This window comes from Cellulomonas sp. P1_C4, from assembly GCF_056406355.1.
The window spans coordinates 1-18180 of the sequence record NZ_JBFUAI010000037.1 but is presented as its reverse complement, the minus strand read 5'-3'; the positions used below and the strand labels follow the sequence as shown (position 1 = coordinate 18180).

At 74.6% G+C, this 18180-nt stretch carries 16 protein-coding genes; 8 read left to right on the top strand and 8 right to left on the bottom strand.

The window, feature by feature from the left end; genetic code table 11:
- Nucleotides 1–93 precede the first annotated feature (93 nt).
- Nucleotides 94–846 (top strand): hypothetical protein, encoded by a 753-nt coding sequence (locus AC1DYZ_RS19800; RefSeq protein ID WP_477066809.1) that lies wholly within the window; start codon nt 94–96, stop codon nt 844–846.
- Here the strand turns inward: AC1DYZ_RS19800 and AC1DYZ_RS19795 are convergent.
- From AC1DYZ_RS19795 to AC1DYZ_RS19780, 4 genes are read right to left on the bottom strand one after another with little or no spacing between them, the layout of a single operon-like run.
- On the bottom strand, nt 831–1163 hold the full coding sequence (locus AC1DYZ_RS19795) for a hypothetical protein (protein ID WP_477066808.1): 333 nt from the start codon (nt 1161–1163) through the stop codon (nt 831–833). The genes AC1DYZ_RS19800 and AC1DYZ_RS19795 overlap by 16 nt on opposite strands.
- A gap of 12 nt (nt 1164–1175) precedes the next feature.
- The gene (locus AC1DYZ_RS19790) at nt 1176–1910 is read right to left on the bottom strand and encodes an SRPBCC family protein (protein WP_477066807.1); all 735 of its coding nucleotides are present in this window, start codon (nt 1908–1910) and stop codon (nt 1176–1178) included.
- Between the two features lie 2 nt (nt 1911–1912).
- Nucleotides 1913–2515 (bottom strand): helix-turn-helix domain-containing protein, encoded by a 603-nt coding sequence (locus AC1DYZ_RS19785; protein ID WP_477066806.1) that lies wholly within the window; start codon nt 2513–2515, stop codon nt 1913–1915.
- 1 nt (nt 2516) lies between these two features.
- Complete coding sequence (locus AC1DYZ_RS19780) at nt 2517–3056, bottom strand: dihydrofolate reductase family protein (RefSeq protein ID WP_477066805.1); 540 nt, start codon at nt 3054–3056, stop codon at nt 2517–2519.
- A gap of 158 nt (nt 3057–3214) precedes the next feature.
- Here AC1DYZ_RS19780 and AC1DYZ_RS19775 point away from each other — a divergent pair, with 158 nt between their 5' ends.
- From AC1DYZ_RS19775 to AC1DYZ_RS19760, 4 genes are all read left to right on the top strand, one after another.
- Nucleotides 3215–4525 (top strand): helix-turn-helix domain-containing protein, encoded by a 1311-nt coding sequence (locus AC1DYZ_RS19775; protein WP_477066804.1) that lies wholly within the window; start codon nt 3215–3217, stop codon nt 4523–4525.
- A gap of 575 nt (nt 4526–5100) precedes the next feature.
- The gene (locus AC1DYZ_RS19770) at nt 5101–10209 is read left to right on the top strand and encodes a hypothetical protein (protein WP_477066803.1); all 5109 of its coding nucleotides are present in this window, start codon (nt 5101–5103) and stop codon (nt 10207–10209) included.
- 97 nt (nt 10210–10306) lie between these two features.
- On the top strand, nt 10307–10585 hold the full coding sequence (locus tag AC1DYZ_RS19765; protein WP_477066802.1) for a hypothetical protein: 279 nt from the start codon (nt 10307–10309) through the stop codon (nt 10583–10585).
- 198 nt (nt 10586–10783) lie between these two features.
- On the top strand, nt 10784–11362 hold the full coding sequence (locus AC1DYZ_RS19760) for a dienelactone hydrolase family protein (RefSeq protein ID WP_477066801.1): 579 nt from the start codon (nt 10784–10786) through the stop codon (nt 11360–11362).
- 169 nt (nt 11363–11531) lie between these two features.
- On the opposite strand, the gene mscL is transcribed toward AC1DYZ_RS19760, so the two are convergent.
- The 3 genes from mscL to AC1DYZ_RS19745 all read right to left on the bottom strand — a co-directional run bounded on the left by mscL (nt 11532) and on the right by AC1DYZ_RS19745 (nt 13325).
- Nucleotides 11532–12110: a large conductance mechanosensitive channel protein MscL gene (gene mscL / locus AC1DYZ_RS19755; protein WP_477066800.1), complete on the bottom strand. Its 579-nt coding sequence runs from the start codon at nt 12108–12110 to the stop codon at nt 11532–11534.
- A gap of 48 nt (nt 12111–12158) precedes the next feature.
- Nucleotides 12159–12842 carry a Flp pilus assembly protein CpaB gene (gene cpaB / locus AC1DYZ_RS19750; protein ID WP_477066799.1) on the bottom strand — a complete coding sequence of 228 codons (684 nt, stop codon included), beginning with the start codon at nt 12840–12842 and terminating at the stop codon, nt 12159–12161.
- A gap of 168 nt (nt 12843–13010) precedes the next feature.
- Nucleotides 13011–13325 (bottom strand): FmdB family zinc ribbon protein, encoded by a 315-nt coding sequence (locus AC1DYZ_RS19745; protein ID WP_477066798.1) that lies wholly within the window; start codon nt 13323–13325, stop codon nt 13011–13013.
- 158 nt (nt 13326–13483) lie between these two features.
- Between AC1DYZ_RS19745 and AC1DYZ_RS19740 the strand changes: the two genes are divergently transcribed.
- The gene (locus tag AC1DYZ_RS19740; protein ID WP_477066797.1) at nt 13484–16045 is read left to right on the top strand and encodes a penicillin acylase family protein; all 2562 of its coding nucleotides are present in this window, start codon (nt 13484–13486) and stop codon (nt 16043–16045) included.
- Here the strand turns inward: AC1DYZ_RS19740 and AC1DYZ_RS19735 are convergent.
- Nucleotides 16035–16673, bottom strand: a complete 639-nt coding sequence (locus tag AC1DYZ_RS19735; RefSeq protein WP_477066796.1) for a 5-formyltetrahydrofolate cyclo-ligase — start codon at nt 16671–16673, stop codon at nt 16035–16037. The two genes, AC1DYZ_RS19740 and AC1DYZ_RS19735, sit on opposite strands and share 11 nt — an antisense overlap.
- A 120-nt stretch (nt 16674–16793) precedes the next feature.
- Between AC1DYZ_RS19735 and galU the strand changes: the two genes are divergently transcribed.
- Together galU and AC1DYZ_RS19725 are read left to right on the top strand one after the other, a co-directional pair.
- A complete protein-coding gene (galU, locus tag AC1DYZ_RS19730) occupies nt 16794–17696 on the top strand; it encodes a UTP--glucose-1-phosphate uridylyltransferase GalU (protein ID WP_477066795.1) in 903 nt (300 codons plus the stop codon).
- 27 nt (nt 17697–17723) lie between these two features.
- Nucleotides 17724–18180, top strand: a 457-nt coding sequence (locus AC1DYZ_RS19725; RefSeq protein ID WP_477066794.1) for a MoeA family protein, incomplete at its 3' end; no start/stop codon positions are given.

Below are 18180 nucleotides of genomic sequence, written 5' to 3'. Positions count from 1 at the left end.
GCCCGCGCACTGACCTCGGGGCCGGCGGCGGCGTGACGCCGCCGCCGGCCCGCGGAGGTCAACCGGGTCGTCGAACGTGCCGATGGCCCCAGGGTGATCGCCGACCTGCTGCTGGACCTCCCGCCGGGCACGGTGCTCACCGACCCGGTGCGCCCGGTGCTCGACCTGCTGGTCACGCTCGGCATCTGGGCCGCGGTAATCCTGGCGCTCTGGTACCTCCGGTTCGTCTGGTGGCGGGAGCGGATGATCCGCAAGGTGGCCAAGGCCTACCCGGAGAGCGCCGACCAGCTGCGCAAGGGCGCCCGGTCGGTCTCGCTGTTCACCTCCGCGCCACCGCCGCCCGCCGATCCGTACGTCCGGACCCACCGCGTGGTGGTCGCCCCGCTGGGCGACGGGCGGCCGGGGGAGTCGTTCCAGGCGCCCGGACCGAACGTCGCGCACGCCGAGCTCGGGCCTGACGGCTCCCGGCAGGACGCCCGCGTGGTGCTGGCCGAGCGGACCCACCTGCTCGTCGTCTGCCTGGGCCGGGTCGGGCAGCGCACCGGCGAGTACGAGCTGCGACCCGCCGCGGAACGCGTCCACCTGGCGCGGGAGCACTACGTCGCGCCGCAGGCGCCCATCGGCCCCGTCGACCGGGTCGACTCCGCGCTCGGCGTGGGGTGGCGGACCACCTGCACGTTCGGCGGGGCGGCGACCCTGACCGACACGCACGTCGACCACGGCGGGTGGGGGTTCGTCGTCGGCGTCCTGTCGTACTCGTGGCACGCCCGCGCCGTCGAGGCGGCCGACGGGATCCTGGCCACCTGGCAGTGGCTCGACGACGACGCCGGTCAGCCCGCCAGCTGACCGATCCACCCGTCGACCGCGGCCTCGTCGAGGTCCGCCGGGGCCGCGATCTTCAGGCTCCACCGCGACCCGTCGCCGGACGCGGTGAGCGCGTCCGTCGAGTCGGTCACCTCGGTGCCGTGCCACAGGAGCAGAGTCACCCAGCGCGGGAAAGCCTTGAACCCGGCGACCGGGTCGTCGCCCCGCATCCAGACCGGGTGGCCGTGCCACACGCGGCCCTCCGCGCCCGGAAGACCGGCGTCGAGCCGCGCGCGCAGGGTCGCGGCGATCGCCGCCTGGTCAGCGGGCAGCCCCGCGATGTACTCGTCGATGGTCATGGTGCTGCCTCCCTAGGCCGCGACCGCGTCGAGCCAGCCCTGCCAGGCGGCCGTCGCGCTCGTCTCGTCGGTGGTGTCGAACAGGTGGTGGCCCACGCCGGGGGCGTAGAAGCCGCGGAAGAACCGGTAGAGACCGTCGGTGCCGCGCACGCCGACGACGTCGGGTGCCGCCCAGTCGACGACGCCCTCGATCGGGTCGAGGCCGGTCGGGGTGAGCGTGACCGCGTCCCCGACCGCGACGTCGTCGGCAAGCCCGAGGTCGGCCGTCATGGCGGCCCAGGTGCGGTCCGAGTCGCCGGGCGCGGCCGACGGTGTGACCGCGATGCCGGGCCGGCGCGCGAAGTGGTGGAGGTACTCGGAGAGCGTGTGCAGGTACATCGCGCCGCCGCTGAGCATGGCCTCGTACTCGTCCTCCCAGTCGTCGGCCGGCAGGAACCCGCTCGACACGACGCGCAGCACGGTCGAGCCGCCGGCGCGGGCCTCGAGCAGGAACTCCATCGCGAAGAACCGGCCGTCGGTGTCCTCGGTGCCCTTGAAGGCGAAGTGCGTGCCGGGCTCGTAGGCGACGATCGCCGACTCCTGCGACCACCCGCCCATCCGGGTGGTGATGACGCCGTCCTGAGGGGACACCTCGGTGGCGCCCATGAACCAGGAGCTGATCCCGGGGCCGGTCGCGATGGCCTCCCAGACGGTCTGAGGGCTCAGCTCGAACTCGAGCTCCTCGGGGTTCTCGTACGCGTGCGGCATGGTCATTCCCTCTCTCGGTCGATGCGTGACGTGGTGCTGGGGTGGACGGCGACCACCAGCCGGAAGGCCCGGCCGGAGGCGGCGTCCTCGTGGTGGTACTTGGAGACGAGGGCGAGCGCGGCTCCGCTCAGCTCCTCGACGAACGCGGCCCGGTCGGCGGCCGAGGCGAACCGGACCTCGCCGTCCAGCGCGAACGTGGCCAGCGCGCGGTTCTCGCGCGCGGCACCGGTGATCAGCGCGCCGACGTCCTCGACGAGCCGGCCGGCCAGCGACAGCAGCCACGCGGCGGAGAGCCGGTCGGGGGAGCGCCGCGGCTCGGGCCGCAGCGCGGCGAGCGCCGCGGGGGAGATCACGTAGGACAGGGCCGTCGCGCGCATCACGCGCTCGACGACGTTGCCCTTGCGCCGCTCCTCGGCCAGCTCGATGAGCCCGTGCTGCTCGAGGGTGCGCAGGTGGTAGTTGACCTTCTGGCGGGGCAGCCCGAGCCGGTGCCCGAGGGCCGTCGCCGAGCTGGGCTCGGCCAGCTCGGCGAGCAGCCGGGTGCGCATGGGGTCGAGGGACGCCTCCGCGGCGGCCGCGTCCTCGATGACCGCGACGTCGAGCATGTCAGCCCCGCCTCGGCCGGAAGATGCTCACGACGACGCCGTTCGGGTACTCCGTCGACGAGACCCGGTCCAGTGCCCGTGGCTCCGCGAAGATCGGCAGGCCGCTGCCCAGCACCACGGGGTGGATGGTCAGCCGGTACTCGTCGACGAGGTCGCGCGACGTCAGGTAGCGCGCGAACGTCGCGCCGCCGGAGGCGCCGACCGTGCGATCGCCGGCCGTGAGCCGGGCGATCTCGACCTCCGGTGGCTCGGCCGAGACGCGGGTGTTCTGCCAGTCGGCGGACTCCAGGGTGGTGGAGAACACCACCTTCTCGACCCCGTTCATGATGTCCGCGAGGGGCCCCTGCGCCGTCGGCCACGTCTGCGCCTGGCCCTCGTAGTTCACGCGACCCATGAGGATCGTGTCGAACGTCCCGAGCAGGACCTCGGTGTCCGCCATGAGCTCCGGACTGAAGTTCGGGAACATCCAGTCGAGGCCGCCGTCCGGCGTCGCGACGAACCCGTCGAGCGAGACGTTCATGCCCAGCTTGAGAGTGCCCATCGGTCGCTCCTCTCCTCCTGGCCGTCCCGGGGCGGTGGTCGCGCCCCGCCGGCGGTCCCAGTCTCCAACCGATCGATCCGTTTGTCTAGACAAAAAAATTATTCGATCATCTCGACCGCGTGCTTCCGGTGCGCGCCACCCGTACCTATCGTGAGACCGTGCATCCGCTGAGCCGACGCGTCCGCGACGCACGGGAGAAGGCCGGGCTGAGCCAGGGTGAGCTCGCCCAGCTGGCTGGCGTGCACCCCACGTACATCTCCCACGTCGAGCGGGGGACGCGCACGCCCGGTGCCGACGCCCTCGCCCGGGTTGCCGACGCGCTCGATGTCCCGATCGTGTACCTGGTCGACGGGGACGGTGCGCCGCAGTACCGCTCCGCGGAGTCGGCGATCGTCGAGGCCCGCCGGCTGTCCCGCATGGGGTCGCCGAAGGCTGCTGCCGAGGTGCTGGCCGGGGCGGACGTCTCGGGGCTCGATGTCGACGCCGCGGCGCGCGTGGGCCTCGCGCACGCGGAGGCGCTCGACCTGGCCGGCGACCTCGAGGGGTCGGTTGAGGTGCTCGAGGCGGTCTGCGCCCGCCTGATCCACGGGCGCCGGTACCCGCACGCGGCGTATGCGGCGATGCGGATCGTCATGGCGCTGACCGAGCTGGGTGACCTGCGGCGCGCCGTCGCCCGCGGGGAGGACTTGCGGGCGCAGCTGCCCGCCTCGGTCGTGGGGGCCGACGAGGTCGTCCGGCTCGAGTCGACGATCATCTGGGCCTACGTCGCCCGGGGCGACTCCACGTACGCGCGCTTCCGTGGCAAGCAGCTGCTCGAGCACACCCGGGAGCACGGCTCGGCACGCGCGCTCTCGTCGGTGCACTGGAACCTCGCCTTCGTCGACGACGCCCTCGCCGACCCCGACGCCGCGCTCGACCACCTCGAGGCGGCGATGGCGCTGGCGGGCGCGGACGAGATCGACCGGGACCTGCCGCGCCTCCGGCTGGACCGGGCGCTCCTGCTCGTGTCCGTCGACCCGCCCCGGCCACGGGAGGCGCTCGCCGAGCTGGACGCCGCGCAGACCGCGCTGGAGATCGGGGAGTCGCGGGTCGAGCTGGCCCGCGTGGAGTCCGTCCGGTCGCGCGCGTGGCTGCTGCTCGACGAGGCCGACCGGGCCCAGCGGCACGCCGTGCGGGCCGTGGAGCTGCTGCGCGACGGCGTGCGGCGCGACGCGGCGKCGGCGCACGAGGCCCTCGGCGACGCCCTGCTGGCCCAGAGCGCGCGCACCGAGGCGGTCAAGGAGTACCGGTCCGCGGCCGAGCTGCTGGACATGATCGCGTCCGGCCGGTCGGCGGCGACCTTGTGGCGGCGCATCGGCGACCGGCTGCGGGTGGCCGGCGACGCCGACGAGCGCGTCGTGGAGGCCTACGGCCGGGCGCTCGCGGCGGCGGGGATCCGAGGGGCGGTGCCGCTCCCACCGCGGCCCTGATCCCCGGGATGTCTACCCCGGTGTCCCGCGCGTCATTGCGCCCACGACACCGGCTGGGGACCATCGCAGGTGTGCCGGAAAGTCCGGTACGTCTCCGGAAGAGGTCCCCTCATGAAGAAGCTCAGCATCGCCGTCGTCCTGGCCCTCGCCGCCCTCACAGGGTTTGCCGGGGCCACCGCGTCCTCCGCGGGTTCGGTCGTGCTCGCCGAGCCGTGCTGCAAGATCCACTGACACGGGGGCACGCGCCGCCGCGCCCGCCCCCCTTCGGGAGGCGCTGAACGGTCACGGGATCCGCGTTTTTTGTCACGCAGATATAGACACTGACCAGGTCCGAAGGATTCACCCGGACGAGTGGCCTGGACGTTTGACCAGCATCATATTCGTGTCGCACACTCGTCCTGACGGTGCGTATCGCCTGCCCCCTGCGCGGTGCGCACCGTCTTCACGTCCGGAGAGCGGGACGGGTCCCCTGACCCGTCCCGCTCTCTGTGTCTCTGGTGGTTTCTCGCCGCCGACCTCTCGCTCACGGCGCGCCATGCCCAGGATCACGCGGCTGCGCGGTTAGCGTTCCCAGCGTGACCGTCCCCGTGCGCACCACCGGCCCGGGGCCCGACCAGGCTCCTGAGACCGGCGCAGACCCCACCGACCGCCCGGTGCTCGTCGAGCCCCCGACCAGTGCCGAGGTGCTCGAGGGCGCCGTCGCCACCTGGCGCGCGGCCCTGGTCGAGGCCGCAGGTGGGTCCACGCTGGTCGACGTCGAGCTGCTCGGCGAGGCCGCGCTCGACCTGTCCGCCGCGCACCCGTCGGGGATCTCGCAGCTGTTCGCCGGCCGCGAGACCCGCCTGTCCAACCTGATCCGCGAGGGGTCGGCCCTGTCGAGCGCGCGCCGGCGCGCCAGGGCGGTCAGCGCCCGCGCGGCCGTCTACGCGCAGCGGTACGGCATCGCGCCCACGTCGCTGGCCATCGGCGTCGCCACCTGGACCGAGCGCACCACGCCCGACGTCGCCAGCGACGACGTCGCGGCCCTCGCCTCCGTCACCCGCCAGCGCACGCCGGAGGGCGAGCAGCAGGCCGACGCGGCACCGCGGACCGTCCGGGCCCCCGTCCTGCTGCGGCCCGTGACGCTGCGCGCCCGCGGCTCCGGCGAGAGCGACTACGAGCTCGCGCTCGAGCCCTCGCTCGAGGTCAACCCCGTGCTCGCGCGGGCGCTGCGGTCGCGGGGCGCGCTCCTCGACCCCGGTGCCGTCGCCCGAGGCACGTTCACCTCCAACGGCTTCGACCCGCGCGGCGCGCTGCAGCGGCTGGCGTCGCTGGGCGAGGCCGTGCTCGACGACTTCTCGATGAGCGAGCGGGTCGTCGTCGGCACCTTCGTGCACCCCGGCCAGATCCTGGTGGACGACCTCGACAACCTCTCGGGCACGCTCGAGCGGCACGAGGTGGTCGCGGCGCTGGCGGGGGTCGACGAGTCACGCCAGCGGCTGCGTCGCACGTTGCCCGCGCCGGTCCGCGGCGACCGCGACCCCGGGAACGAGCGCGGCGTGGGCGATCTCGACCCGGCGCAGCAGCACGTCCTCGACATGGTGGCCACCGGCACGCACCTGTTCGTCGACGCCCCGGCCGGAGCCGACGTCACGGGCACGCTCGCCGCCGTCGTCGCGGACGCCGCTGCGACCGGCCGCACGGTCCTCTACGTACCCGGCCACCGCCGCGCGGCCACCGCGCTCGCGGACCGGCTCAGCGCGCTGGGTCTGGGTGACCTGCTGCTCGACGTCGCCCCCGACGCCGGCTGGCGGTCGGCCATCTCCCGGCGGCTGCTCGGCGGCATGACGCTCGAGGCGCCGGTCGTGGACGCGCACGGCGTCGTCGCGCTGCGCGGCGAGCTCGTCGCCACCCGGGAGCGCCTGCGCTCCTACGTGGACGCGCTGCACGCCGAGCGCGCGCCCTGGGGAGTGTCCGCGTACGACGCCCTGCAGCAGCTGGCGCGCCTGACCGCTACGCGGCCCACGCCGAAGACGACCGTGCGGCTCACCCCGGACGTCGCGCGCGTGCTCGACGCGCCGCGCCGGGCCGACCTGACCGCCGACCTGTTCCGTGCCGGGGAGCTGGGCGCCTTCCGCATCCGGCCGGTCGACACGCCCTGGTACGGCGCCGACCTGCGCACTCGTGCCGACGCCGACAACGTGGTGCGCCGTCTCGCCCGCCTGCTCGACCAGACGCTGCCCGCGCTGGTCGAGCGCACGTCGCAGGTGGCCACCGAGACCGGGCTGACGCAGGCGACGAGCGTCGTCGCGTGGGCCGAGCAGCTGACGATGCTCGACGGCGTGCGGGCGGCGCTCGACGTCTTCTCGCCCATCGTCTTCGAGCGCACCGCCGCCGACCTCGTCGCCGCGACGGCCACCAAGGAGTGGCGCGCCGAGCGCGGGCTGGACATGGGCTTCTGGCTGCGGCGCCGGCTGCGCAAGCAGTCGAAGGACATGGTGCGGCCCGGCCGCCCGGTGGCCGACCTGCACGCGGCGCTGCTCGAGGTGCAGGCCCAGCGGGAGACCTGGCAGGCGCACTGCCCGTCCGGCGGGTGGCCGCGGCTGCCCGACGGGCTCGAGCACATCGAGGACGAGTTCGCCGCCGTGCGCGCCGACCTCGACGCCCTCGACGAGGTGCTTGCCACGACCCCCGGCGGCGCCGGGCTGTCGAGCCTGCCCTTCGACGCGCTGACCGAGCGCCTGACCCGGCTGCGGTCGGACACCGACGCGCTGGTGGACCTGCCCGATCGCACGGGGATCGTCCACCGCCTGCGGTCCGCGGGTCTCGGCGCGCTCGTCGACGACCTGGCCATGCGCCGAGTCGAGCCGGCGCTCGCCCCGGCCGAGCTGGACCTGGCCTGGTGGAGCACCGTCATCGAGGAGATCCTCGGGGAGGATCCCGCGCTCGCCGGCTACGACGGCACCGCGCTCGGTGCGCTGTCCGCGCAGTACGCGACGCTCGACCGCGCGCACGTGAAGAGCCTGTCCGGTCCGGTGCTCGGCGCCGTCGTCGGCCACGTCTCGCACGCGCTGCGCCAGCACCGCGAGCAGGCCGAGGCGCTGTTCGCCGACCTCATCGAGGAGCGGCTGACCTCGCTGCGCGACACCGTCGTGCGGCACCCGGACGTCGCGCGGCGCCTGCGGCCGGTCATCGCCGCCAGCCCGATGATCGTGCCGCAGGTGCTGCCGCCCACCCGCACGGTCGACCTGGTGGTCATCGACTCCGCCGCGCACCTGCCCGTCGAGGTCGCGCTCGCCGCGGTCGCCCGCGGACGCCAGGTCGTCGTCGTCGGCGACGCGCGCTGCGCCTCCGGCACCGCGGTCCGCGAGCTCGCCGACGTCCTGCCCTCGGTCGCCCTGCGCGCCGACTCCTCGCGGCGCGACCCGTACCTGACCGCGTTCCTCGCCGCCCACGGCTACGCCGGCGTGCTGCGCCCGACGCCCCTGCCGCAGCACCTCCCGCTGGTCGCCCTGGACCTCGTCGACGGCACCGGCATGCCGCACCCCGAGTCCGGGTCCGTCGACTCGACGCGCGAAGAGGTCGAGCACGTCGTCGAGCTGGTGGTCACCCACGCGCTCCTGCGTCCCGACGAGTCGCTCGCGGTGATCACCGCGACCGCGACCCACGCCGAGGCCGTCCGCGAGTCGGTGCTCACCGAGGTGCGCGGCAACCCTGCGCTCGCCGCGTTCTTCGACTCCGGCCGCGTGGACCCGTTCGTCGTCACCGACCTGCCGAACGTCGCCGGCCTGCGCCGCGAGGCCATCATCCTGTCGCTCGGCCTCGGCCGGACCCCGCACCGTCGGGTGCTGCACACGTTCGGACCGATCTCCGCGCCCGGCGGCGACGCGCTGCTGCTCGACGCCCTCGGCTCGACCCGGCACCGCCTCACGGTCGTGGCCTGCTTCGGGGCCGACGACCTCGACGCCGAGCGGCTGCGCGGCCCCGGCCCCCGGCTGCTGGCCGACCTGCTCGCGTTCGTCGCCCGTCGCGGCGCCGGACAGGACGTCACCGACCTGGTCAAGCCCGAGCCCGCCGACCCGCTGCTGCGGTCGCTCACGGCCGCCACGGCCGCCGCCGACGAGGCGCTCGCCGCCGCCACCGAGCCCGACCGCCTGCTGCTCGACCTCGCCGAGCGGCTCTGGAAGCACGGCCTCCTGGTCGAGGCCGACCACGGCATTCCTGGCGGCGACCGCATCCCGCTGGTCGTCGGCCACCCGGACCTGCCCGGCGAGATGCTGGTCGCGGTCCTCACCGACGACGAGTCGTACACCGCCGAGCCGAGCGTGCGCGTGCGCGACCGCCTCACCGCCGACCGCCTCGAGCGGGTCKGGTGGAGCGTCGTGCGCGTCTGGTCCGCCGCCGCGTTCATCGACCCGCAGGCCGAGGTCGACCGCATCCGCCGCGCCGTGCACGCCCGCGTGCCCGCACCCGCCGCTCCTCGCAGCGCGCCCCTGCGCCTCGGGCTGATCGAGGAGGTCGACGAGGCGGAGGAGCTGCCGACGGCGTCCGCCGGGTCGTCCGCGCCGCCCGCCGGCTCGCCTGCGCGCGCCACGGGCGCGTGGTCTTCGGTCGCCGTGGTGGAGTCCGACGACGATGGGGCGAAGGCCGGCGAGTCCTCGACCGCCGCCGCATCGACCAGCCGATCCGCCGCTCCGCCGGCTTCCGCGTCGCCGTCCGCTTCCGCTGCGGCATCCGGGTCCGAGCTGGCGTCCGCGCCGGCCTCGCAGCCCGCACGGGCCTCCGCGTCCGACGCCACCGCATCTCGTGCGACGCCCGCCACCGAATCCGCGTCGGGTGCGACGCTCGCCGCTGCATCCGCGTCTGGTGCCGCCCCCGCTACGGGCTCCGAGCGTGGCCCTGCCGAGGTGCCCGCGGCCGCCTCGTCCGCCTCCGCGTCTGGCGCCACGCCCGCCACCGCCATCCCGCGTGGCTCCGACGAGGCGTCCACAGCAACCGCGTCCGCCTCCGCGTCCGGCCAGGCGCCCGCCGCTGCCACCGCGCCCGCGACTGCCTCCGCCGAGGCGTCCGCGCCGAGCAGCGAGCGACGGTCGGGCGACGCGCCCGCGGTCACCGCGCCCGTCCGGATCTCGACCCGCCGGGTCGCGGTTCCGCCGATCGTCACGTCTGCCACGTCTGCCGCGTCTCCCACGTCTGCCACGACGGCCCCTGCGCCGACCGCTCCGGGCGAACCCGTCGCCCCCGCTCTCTCGTCCGAGGCGAATTCGGCGGCGACGGGTGCGGATGCGGCGTCGACGGGTGCGACTGCGGCGTCGACGGGTGCGACTGCGGCGTCCGAGTCGTCGAGGGCGACCGGGACACCTGCCGAGCCCGCCCAGCGCGAGGAGACTCCGGCCCCCGGTTCTGCTCGTGGGGCGAGCGCGTCGTCGTCGGCCGGCGGGGACGACCCGCGGCCGCCGAGCCGCCCGCTCCAGCTCGCCCTGGCGGTGCCGACGCGGCAGCGCCCCGACATCCGCAAGGGTCTGCCGATCGGCGCCTACAGCGACGACCAGCTGGACGAGCTGGTGGCCTGGCTGCAGTCGGACGAGCAGGAGCGCACGCGCGAGCAGCTGGCAGCAGCCCTCCGCGACGAGCTCGGCGTCACGCGGCGCTCGTACCGCATCGACACCGCCGTCCGCAGCGCGATCGCCCGCGGCCTGCGCTGACCCGTCGCGGTCGCCCGACGCGATCGGCGACGGCGTTCCGGACGGACTACCTGCGCATCGCCGGGGACGGGAATCGCCGGGGATGGGATCATCGAGCGTGACCTCGACCGACAGCCCCGACGGCGCGCGCCGCTCGCGCCGCGTCGTGCGGCCGGCCGGAACCGTCGGCGGTGACGACGCCAACCTGCTCTCGACGCATCCCGCGCTCGCCGGGGGCACCTCCGCCGCCGAACCGGGATCCTCAGCGCCGGCGACGCCCGGCCCGGAGCCCGTCGTGGCCACGCGGAGCGTCGACGACACTGACGTCGGTTGGGGCGACCGCGACGGAAGCTCCAACGACGACCGGCTGAGCCAGGACAAGCCACCGCACTGGTAGGCGTTCGCGCTGGTCGTCGGGGCTGACTCCTCCACCGGCGGTCGCCTGCACAGGCAGGGGCACGCCGACGGAGAGGCCCCCCGGGTGCCCGCCGCGAATCTCGCGCAGGTGCCCGGCCGCGGCGTCGGGCCGCGGGTGTCGGTGCCGTGCGGGATGATCGCTGAGCCGCTCAGCCGTTCGATCGAAGGAGTTCCACCCATGGCCGAGGTTCTGCTCTTCCACCACGCGCAGGGGCTCACGTCCGGCGTCCAGGAGTTCGCCGACCGGCTCCGGGCGGCCGGCCACACGGTTCACGTGCCCGACCTCTACGACGGGCACACCTTCGACGACCTGGAGTCGGGCATCGGCTACGCCGACGAGGTCGGGTTCGGCACCGTGATGGAGCGCGGTCGGCACACGGTCGACTCCCTGCCGGACGGGGTCGTCTACGCCGGGTTCTCGCTCGGCGTGCTGCCCGCCCAGATGCTGGCGCAGACGCGCCCCGGCGCGAAGGGCGCACTGTTCTTCCACTCCTGCGTGCCCACCTCCGAGTTCGACACCCCCTGGCCGGCGGGCGTCCCGGTGCAGATCCACGGCATGGACAACGACCCGTTCTTCGTCGGCGAGGGCGACATCGACGCGGCGCGCGCGCTCGTCAAGGAGGCCTCGGACGCGGAGCTGTTCCTCTACCCGGGCGACGAGCACCTCTTCGCGGACAGCAGCCTGCCGTCGTACGACGCTGAAGCCGCCGAGCTCCTGACCGAGCGCGCCCTCGCCTTCCTGGCGGCGATCAAGTAGCGGACCGACGCGGCTGCGTAGGGCGCGCAGCGAGAGCAACATCGGACCCGTTGTGAAGCACTGAACGGTCCGGTGTTGTTCTCAGAAGCTCGGGCGGTCTGACCGACCGCCTCGTGCGGTCGCCGCGGCTTCACGTGTGCGGCTGGGCGGCCGTGCCGCAGCTCGGTCGTCAGGTGCGCGGTGGCGTGCTCGGTCCCGGCGGGATCGAGGGAGGCGGGTCCGTGCGCGGGTTCGGGACGTCCGGCGCGCCCGTCCCGGCGTCGTTGACAACCGCGGGCGTGAGGCGGGCTGCGAGCAGGTCGCGGATCTCCTGCAGCAGCAGGACGTCCTCGGCCGGGGCCGTCGGCTCAGCCTCCTCGCCGCGCTTGCGCCGCGAGGCGAGGGCGTTCAGCGGCACCACGATGAGGAAGTAGACCGCGGCGGCGGTGAGGACGAACGCGAGCACCGCGTTGAGGATGGTGCCGACGCTGATCGGCGTCGCATCCGGGTTGTCGCCCCAGGTGTACGGGCCGATGTCCCACAGCTGGGTCAGGTCGGGTGCGCCGAAGATCCAGCCGATGAGCGGGTTGATGAAGGCGTCCTGGATCGACTTGATGACCGCGCCGAACGCGGCGCCGATGACCACACCGACGGCCAGCTCGATCGCGTTCCCGCGCGAGATGAAGTCCTTGAAGCCTTGGAAGACCTTGGCGGTGCCGTGCAGACCACGGCTGGCCCCGCGTACTCCGGCGTTGAGCTTGTCGGTCACGTCGCCCCTCGAGGTGGGTGGTCGGGCGGAGCCCTGGAGGTCGGTCGATCATGGCACGACCACCGCCGACAGCAAGGCGGACGCCGCGGCGCCGGCGAGGGCGGGCGCCTCCGCGGGCGCGACGGCGAGGAGCACCGGAACCGACGTGTCGCCCGACCCGCCCAGCCCGAGGGCGCCCCCATCGGACGAGGGCTGTCGGGCGACGGGCAGGACGAGGGCCCGGGTCGCCACGACGGTGCCCGGACCGCCTTCCGCGGTCGCCGCGAGCACGTCGACGCGCACGCCCGGGGAGAGCAGCCCCGCGACCGCCGGGTCGGCGAACCGCACCGTCGCGACGACCGTGCCGGGTGGGCCGCGGACCTCGTCGTCGGCGAGGAGGCCGGGCAGCACGGGCGCTCCGGCGGCGATCGGGACGGCGGCCGACGCGCCGAGCACGGCGTCGGCGTCGGTGAGCGCACCGTCGGGCGCCAAGGCCTCCGGCATCCGCGCGACCCTGACGTCCGCGCTGGTCAGCGAGGCCCCGGCGTCGATCGGGTGCGCGGCGACGACGACCGCGGACGTCGGCGGGTCAGGTGGTCGGACCGCCTGGACGGCGCAGGCCGCGGCGATGCCGAGGAAGGTGGCGGCGACGAGGAACCGCGTGCGCCACAGGACGATGCGCATGGTGAGGGCGAGCGGGCGCCGGCGGTGCGGGAGGGGCGGTGGCCGACCGGCCGCCGAACGAGGGTGCATGGCCGCCGACGCTAGGTCGCCTCGCGGACCGCGGGCCCGCGTCCACGGCAGCCTGTGGACGGCCGTGCGGCGGGGCGTGCTGGGGGCGGCTCGCCGCGGGCGTCATCCCCCCGAACGAGAGCGGCGCCCCTCACCGCGGGGTGAGGGGCGCCGAAGGCTCAGTGCGGGTCAGGYGGACGCGGCCGGCTTGGCGGCGGTGCCGCCGCCGGTGGACGACGACGCGGCGGGCGCGGACGCGGGCGCCGACGGGGCCGGGGTCGCGGCGGGGGTGGTGGCCGCGGGCAGCGACGACGACGACTTCGCGCCGGCGCGGGCGTCGTTGCGGTAGAAGCCAGAGCCCTTGAAGACGACCCCGACGGAGGAGAAGACCTTGCGCAGGCGTCCTTCGCACTCGGGGCAGACGCTCAGCGAGTCGTCGCTGAACGACTGCACGATCTCGAAGGCGTGACCGCACGCCGTGCAGGCGTAGGCGTAGGTGGGCACTGATGATCTCCTGGCAGCTGATCGAGCAGAGGTACGGGGGTCTAGCACTCGCATCGTCCGAGTGCCAATCTTAACCGCTCCTCCGCGCGGGACATTCCGCCCGCCGGTGCGGGACGCCGCGAGGGCCGGAGTCCGGAGGGCGAAGTACCCTCCGAAGCGTGTCTCGCGCTCACCTCGTCCGTCTCAGCCTGCTCATCGTCGCCGCGGTGGTCGTCGTCGCGCTCGTGGCGACGCTGGTCATCGCGTTCGTCGTCGTGCGGCGCCCGCTCCCGGAGGTCTCGGGCGAGCAGCAGCTGCCCGGGCTGGACGCCGAGGTGACGGTGACGCGGGACGCCCGCGGTGTCCCGACGATCACGGCGACCACCAGCGACGACCTGTTCCGCGCGCAGGGCTACGTCGCCGCGCAGGACCGCTTCTTCGAGATGGACTACCGCCGGCACGTGACGGCCGGCCGGCTCTCGGAGCTGGTGGGCGAGAACGCGGACGCGCTCGAGGCGGACAAGGTCATCCGGACGTTCGGCTGGCGCCGCGTGGCCGAGCAGGAGTGGGACCTGCTGCAGCCCTCCACGCAGTCCGCCCTGCAGGCGTACGCGGACGGGGTGAACGCCTACCTCGCCGACAAGGACCCGGGCGCGATCGCGGTGGAGTACAGCGTGCTCGGGCGACAGGTGACCGTCCGGCAGCCGGACCCGTGGGACCCGGTCGACTCGCTGGCGTGGCTCAAGGCGATGGCCTGGGACCTGCGCGGCAACTACGACGACGAGCTCGCGCGTGCTGCGTCCTTCTCGTCCGTGGGCGACGTCGCCCGCGTCGACGAGCTGTTCCCGGCCTACCCGCAGGACGTCAACCAGCCCATCCTCACGGCCGGGGACCTGGCGGCGACCGCGATCACGCAGACGTCCGCCGCGGACCCGCTGGACCTGCGCGACGCGGGCCTCCAGGCCGCGCTGGCGTCGGCGAACGCGGCCCTCGCGGCCGTGCCGCACCTGCTGGGCGACGGGCACGGCGTCGGCTCCAACTCGTGGGCGGTCTCGGGCGACCTCACCAAGTCGGGCAAGCCGTTGCTGGCCAACGACCCGCACCTGGGGATCTCGGCGCCGGGCATCTGGGAGCAGGTCGGCCTGCGCTGCGCCGACGTCACGGCCGACTGCCCGTTCGACGTCTCGGGCTTCGCGTTCGCGGGCATGCCGGGCGTCGTCATCGGGCACAACGAGAAGCTCGCCTGGGGCCTGACCAACCTGGGCGCCGACGTGACGGACTTCTTCCTCGAGCGCGTCGACGAGAACACGACGCGGCTCGACGGCGCGAACGTGCCGATCACCGAGCGCACCGAGACGATCCGGGTCAACGGCGCGCCCGACGTGCGGCTGAAGGTCCGCGAGTCCGTGCACGGGCCGATCGTGTCCGACGTGCTGGACCTGGTGGGGGTGGCCGGCGGGCCGGTCCCCGACGACGCTCCCGGGCGGCGGTTCGAGGTCGCGCTGGCCTGGACCGCGCTCCAGCCGGGCCGGACCATGGACGCCGTGCTCGCGATGAACGTCGCGTCCGACGCCGACGACGTCCGGGACGCCGCGGCCTCGTTCGACGTGCCGTCGCAGAACATCGTCTTCGCGACGACGGACGGCCACATCGGCTACCAGGCGCCGGGCCGCATCCCCGTCCGCGCGGACGTCGCCGGCCCCGTCCCGTCGAACGGCACCTGGCCGCGGCCCGGCTGGGACAGCCGCTACGAGTGGAAGGGGTTCGTCGACCCTGCCGACATGCCGCGTGCGCTCGACCCGGCCGGCGGGATGATCGTGGCGGCGAACCAGGCCGTCACACCGGCCGGCACGGGGCCGTTCCTCACGAACGACTGGGACTACGGGTACCGGGCGCAGCGCATCCGCGACCTGCTGACCAGCGCCACGTCGGACGGCAAGGTCGACGCCGCGGACATGAGCCGCATCCAGTTCGACCAGCACAGCGCGTACGCCGACGTCCTGGTGCCCGTGCTGCTGACGCTGCACATCGGCGACTCGTTCTATGACGACGGCCAGGAGCTGCTGCGCACGTGGGACCGGGTGCAGTCCTCCGACTCCGCCGCGGCGGCCTACTTCGCGGCGGTCTGGGTCGACGTGCTCCGGTCCGCGTTCGCCGACGACCTGCCGGACGGGTTCGGGCCGGACGGCGACTCGCGCTGGCTCGAGGTGGTCCGCACGCTCATCGACGAGCCCGCGTCGCCGTGGTGGGACGACAAGTCGACGCCGGGCGTCGTCGAGGGTCGCGACGAGGTGCTCACCCGCGCGATGGTCGCGGCGCGCCGGCAGCTCACCGCGCAGCAGGGCCGCGAGCCGACGGACTGGCGATGGGGACAGGTGCACACGGCCGCGCCCGAGCACCCCGTGCTGGGCGGTGCGTCGATCCCGGGCGTCGTGCGCAACCTGGTCAACCCGGACCCGATCGGCGTCGGCGGGGGGTCCTCGATCGTCGACGCGACCGCCTGGGACGCCAGCTCGGGCTCGTTCACCGTCACCGCCGCGCCGTCGATGCGGATGGTCGTGGACCTCGGCGACCTCGACGCGTCGACGTGGGTGACCCTGACGGGCACCTCCGGGCACCCGGCGAGCGTCCACTACGCGGACCAGTTCGGTCCATGGTCGCGCGGCGAGACCTTCCCGTGGCCGTTCACGCAGGCCGCGACCGAGGCGGACGTGCGGGACCGGCTGACGCTCACGCCGTGATGCGGTGCCACTCCAGCGGCGTCGCGACCGCGTCGACCAGCCGGTCGTGGCGCTCGCGGGGCAGCGGCCGGCTGTCGGCGTCGTAGAGCTCCTCAGGGAAGACCAGCGCGACCACGGGGACGCCGGGGCGGATGTGCTCGAGCGCGCGGTCGTACCACCCGCCGCCCTGACCCAGCCGTGCGCCCGTGGTGTCGATGGCCAGGGCGGGGGCGATGACGACGTCCGCGTCGGCGAGCGCCGCGGCGCCCAGGGTCGGGCCGCCCGGCTCGGGCGGGCGGCCCGGTGCCCGTTCGCGCAGGTCGTCGGGACCCGCGTACTCCGCCCAGTCCCGCTGGAGTCCGCTGCCCAGCACAGGCATGAGCACGCGGACGCCGMGCGCGGCGAGGGCCTCGAGCAGGGGGCCGGTGCCGGGCTCGGTGACGCGCGAGGCGTACACGGACACGCAGCTGGCGTCGACGACGGCCGGGATGGTCAGGACGACGTCGGCCAGCGCGTGCGCGGCCGCCTCCCGGAGCCGGACGGAGCGGGCCTTGCGGGCCTCGCGGATGGCCATCCGCAGCCGTTCCTTGACGTCCTCGACCTCGTCCCCCTCGGACACACGCGGGTACGGCTGGGCGACGCTGCTCATGGGTCCAGTGTCGCCCACCGGGCGACTCTCCGACGACGCCCCGGCGGAGCGAGTGTGAACATCTCCCTGTGGTGACGCACGCCACTGCGCACGCCGGGCGTGCGCGGCTAATGTCCGGTCATGACGATCCACAAGGCAGTCATTCCCGCCGCGGGCCTGGGGACCAGGTTCCTGCCCGCCACGAAGTCGACGCCGAAGGAGATGCTCCCGGTCGTCGACAAGCCGGCCATCCAGTACGTGGTGGAGGAGGCCGTGAAGGCCGGCCTCGACGACGTCCTGCTCATCACGGGCCGATCCAAGCGGACGCTCGCCGACCACTTCGACGCCGTCCCGGAGCTCGAGGCGGCCCTCGAGGCGAAGGGCGACCTCGAGCGGCTGGCCAAGGTCCGTGAGTCCACCGAGCTCGGGCACGTGCACTTCGTCCGGCAGGGCCAGCCCAAGGGGCTCGGGCACGCGGTCCTGCAGGCCAAGCACCACGTCGGGCACGAGCCGTTCGCGGTCCTGCTCGGGGACGACCTGATCGACGAGCGCGACGAGCTGCTCAGCACCATGCTCGCGCTCCAGGAGCGCACCGGCGGCTCGGTCATCGCGCTGCTGGAGGTGCCGCCGGCCCAGATCTCGATGTACGGGTGCGCGGCCGTGGAGCCGTTCGAGGGTGCCGACGACGCCGATCAGGTGAAGATCACCGGTCTCGTCGAGAAGCCCCCGGCCGACGAGGCGCCGAGCAACCTGGCGATCATCGGCCGGTACGTGCTGCACCCCGCCGTGTTCGAGGTGCTCGAGAACACGCAGCCGGGCCGCGGCGGCGAGATCCAGCTGACCGACGCGCTCGCGACGCTCGCTGACCTGCCCGCGTCCGAGGGCGGCGGCGTGTACGGCGTGGTGTTCCGTGGACGGCGCTACGACACCGGAGACCGGCTCGACTACCTCAAGGCCGTTGTCCAGATCGCGGTCGACCGTCCGGATCTCGGACCCGACTTCCGCGCCTGGTTGTCGGACTTCACGGGGTCGCTGGCCGACTGACCGGCCCGGGCGGGGCAGAATGCCCGCATGAGATCGGTCCAGGACCACCTAGCGGCCGTGCTCGCCGCAGTCGGACCGGTCGCACCCCTCGACGTCGTGCTGCGCGACGCCGTGGGCTGCATCCTCGCCGCCGACGTCACGGCGGCGCACGACCTGCCGGCGCTCGCGGTCGCGTCGCGCGACGGCTACGCCGTGGCCGCGCACGAGACCGCCGGCGCCGGGTACGCGAGCGCGCAGTCGCTGCCGGTGGCACACGACGTCCGACCCGGCCAGCCCGGGCCGTTGCGCCTGGTGCCCGGGACGGCGGTGCGGATCGCGTCCGGAGCGCCCCTGCCGCTGGGTGCCGACGCGGTCGTGCCGCTCGAGGAGACGGACCGCGGGACGGCCCGTGTCGCCATGCAGCGGCCCGCGGTCGCGGGGCAGCACGTGCGCGCCGCCGCCTCCGACGTCCGCGCGGGGGACGTCGTGCTGGCGGTGCTGGCGG

What these genes read in the sequence shown, in the direction of transcription:
- AC1DYZ_RS19795 (WP_477066808.1), bottom strand. Translation starts at nt 1,163, where the DNA reads ATGACCATCGACGAGTACATCGCGGGGCTGCCCGCTGACCAGGCGGCG.
- AC1DYZ_RS19790 (WP_477066807.1), bottom strand. Translation starts at nt 1,910, where the DNA reads ATGCCGCACGCGTACGAGAACCCCGAGGAGCTCGAGTTCGAGCTGAGC.
- AC1DYZ_RS19785 (WP_477066806.1), bottom strand. Translation starts at nt 2,515, where the DNA reads ATGCTCGACGTCGCGGTCATCGAGGACGCGGCCGCCGCGGAGGCGTCC.
- AC1DYZ_RS19780 (WP_477066805.1), bottom strand. Translation starts at nt 3,056, where the DNA reads ATGGGCACTCTCAAGCTGGGCATGAACGTCTCGCTCGACGGGTTCGTC.
- AC1DYZ_RS19760 (WP_477066801.1), top strand. Translation starts at nt 10,784, where the DNA reads ATGGCCGAGGTTCTGCTCTTCCACCACGCGCAGGGGCTCACGTCCGGC.
- cpaB (WP_477066799.1), bottom strand. Translation starts at nt 12,842, where the DNA reads ATGCACCCTCGTTCGGCGGCCGGTCGGCCACCGCCCCTCCCGCACCGC.
- galU (WP_477066795.1), top strand. Translation starts at nt 16,794, where the DNA reads ATGACGATCCACAAGGCAGTCATTCCCGCCGCGGGCCTGGGGACCAGG.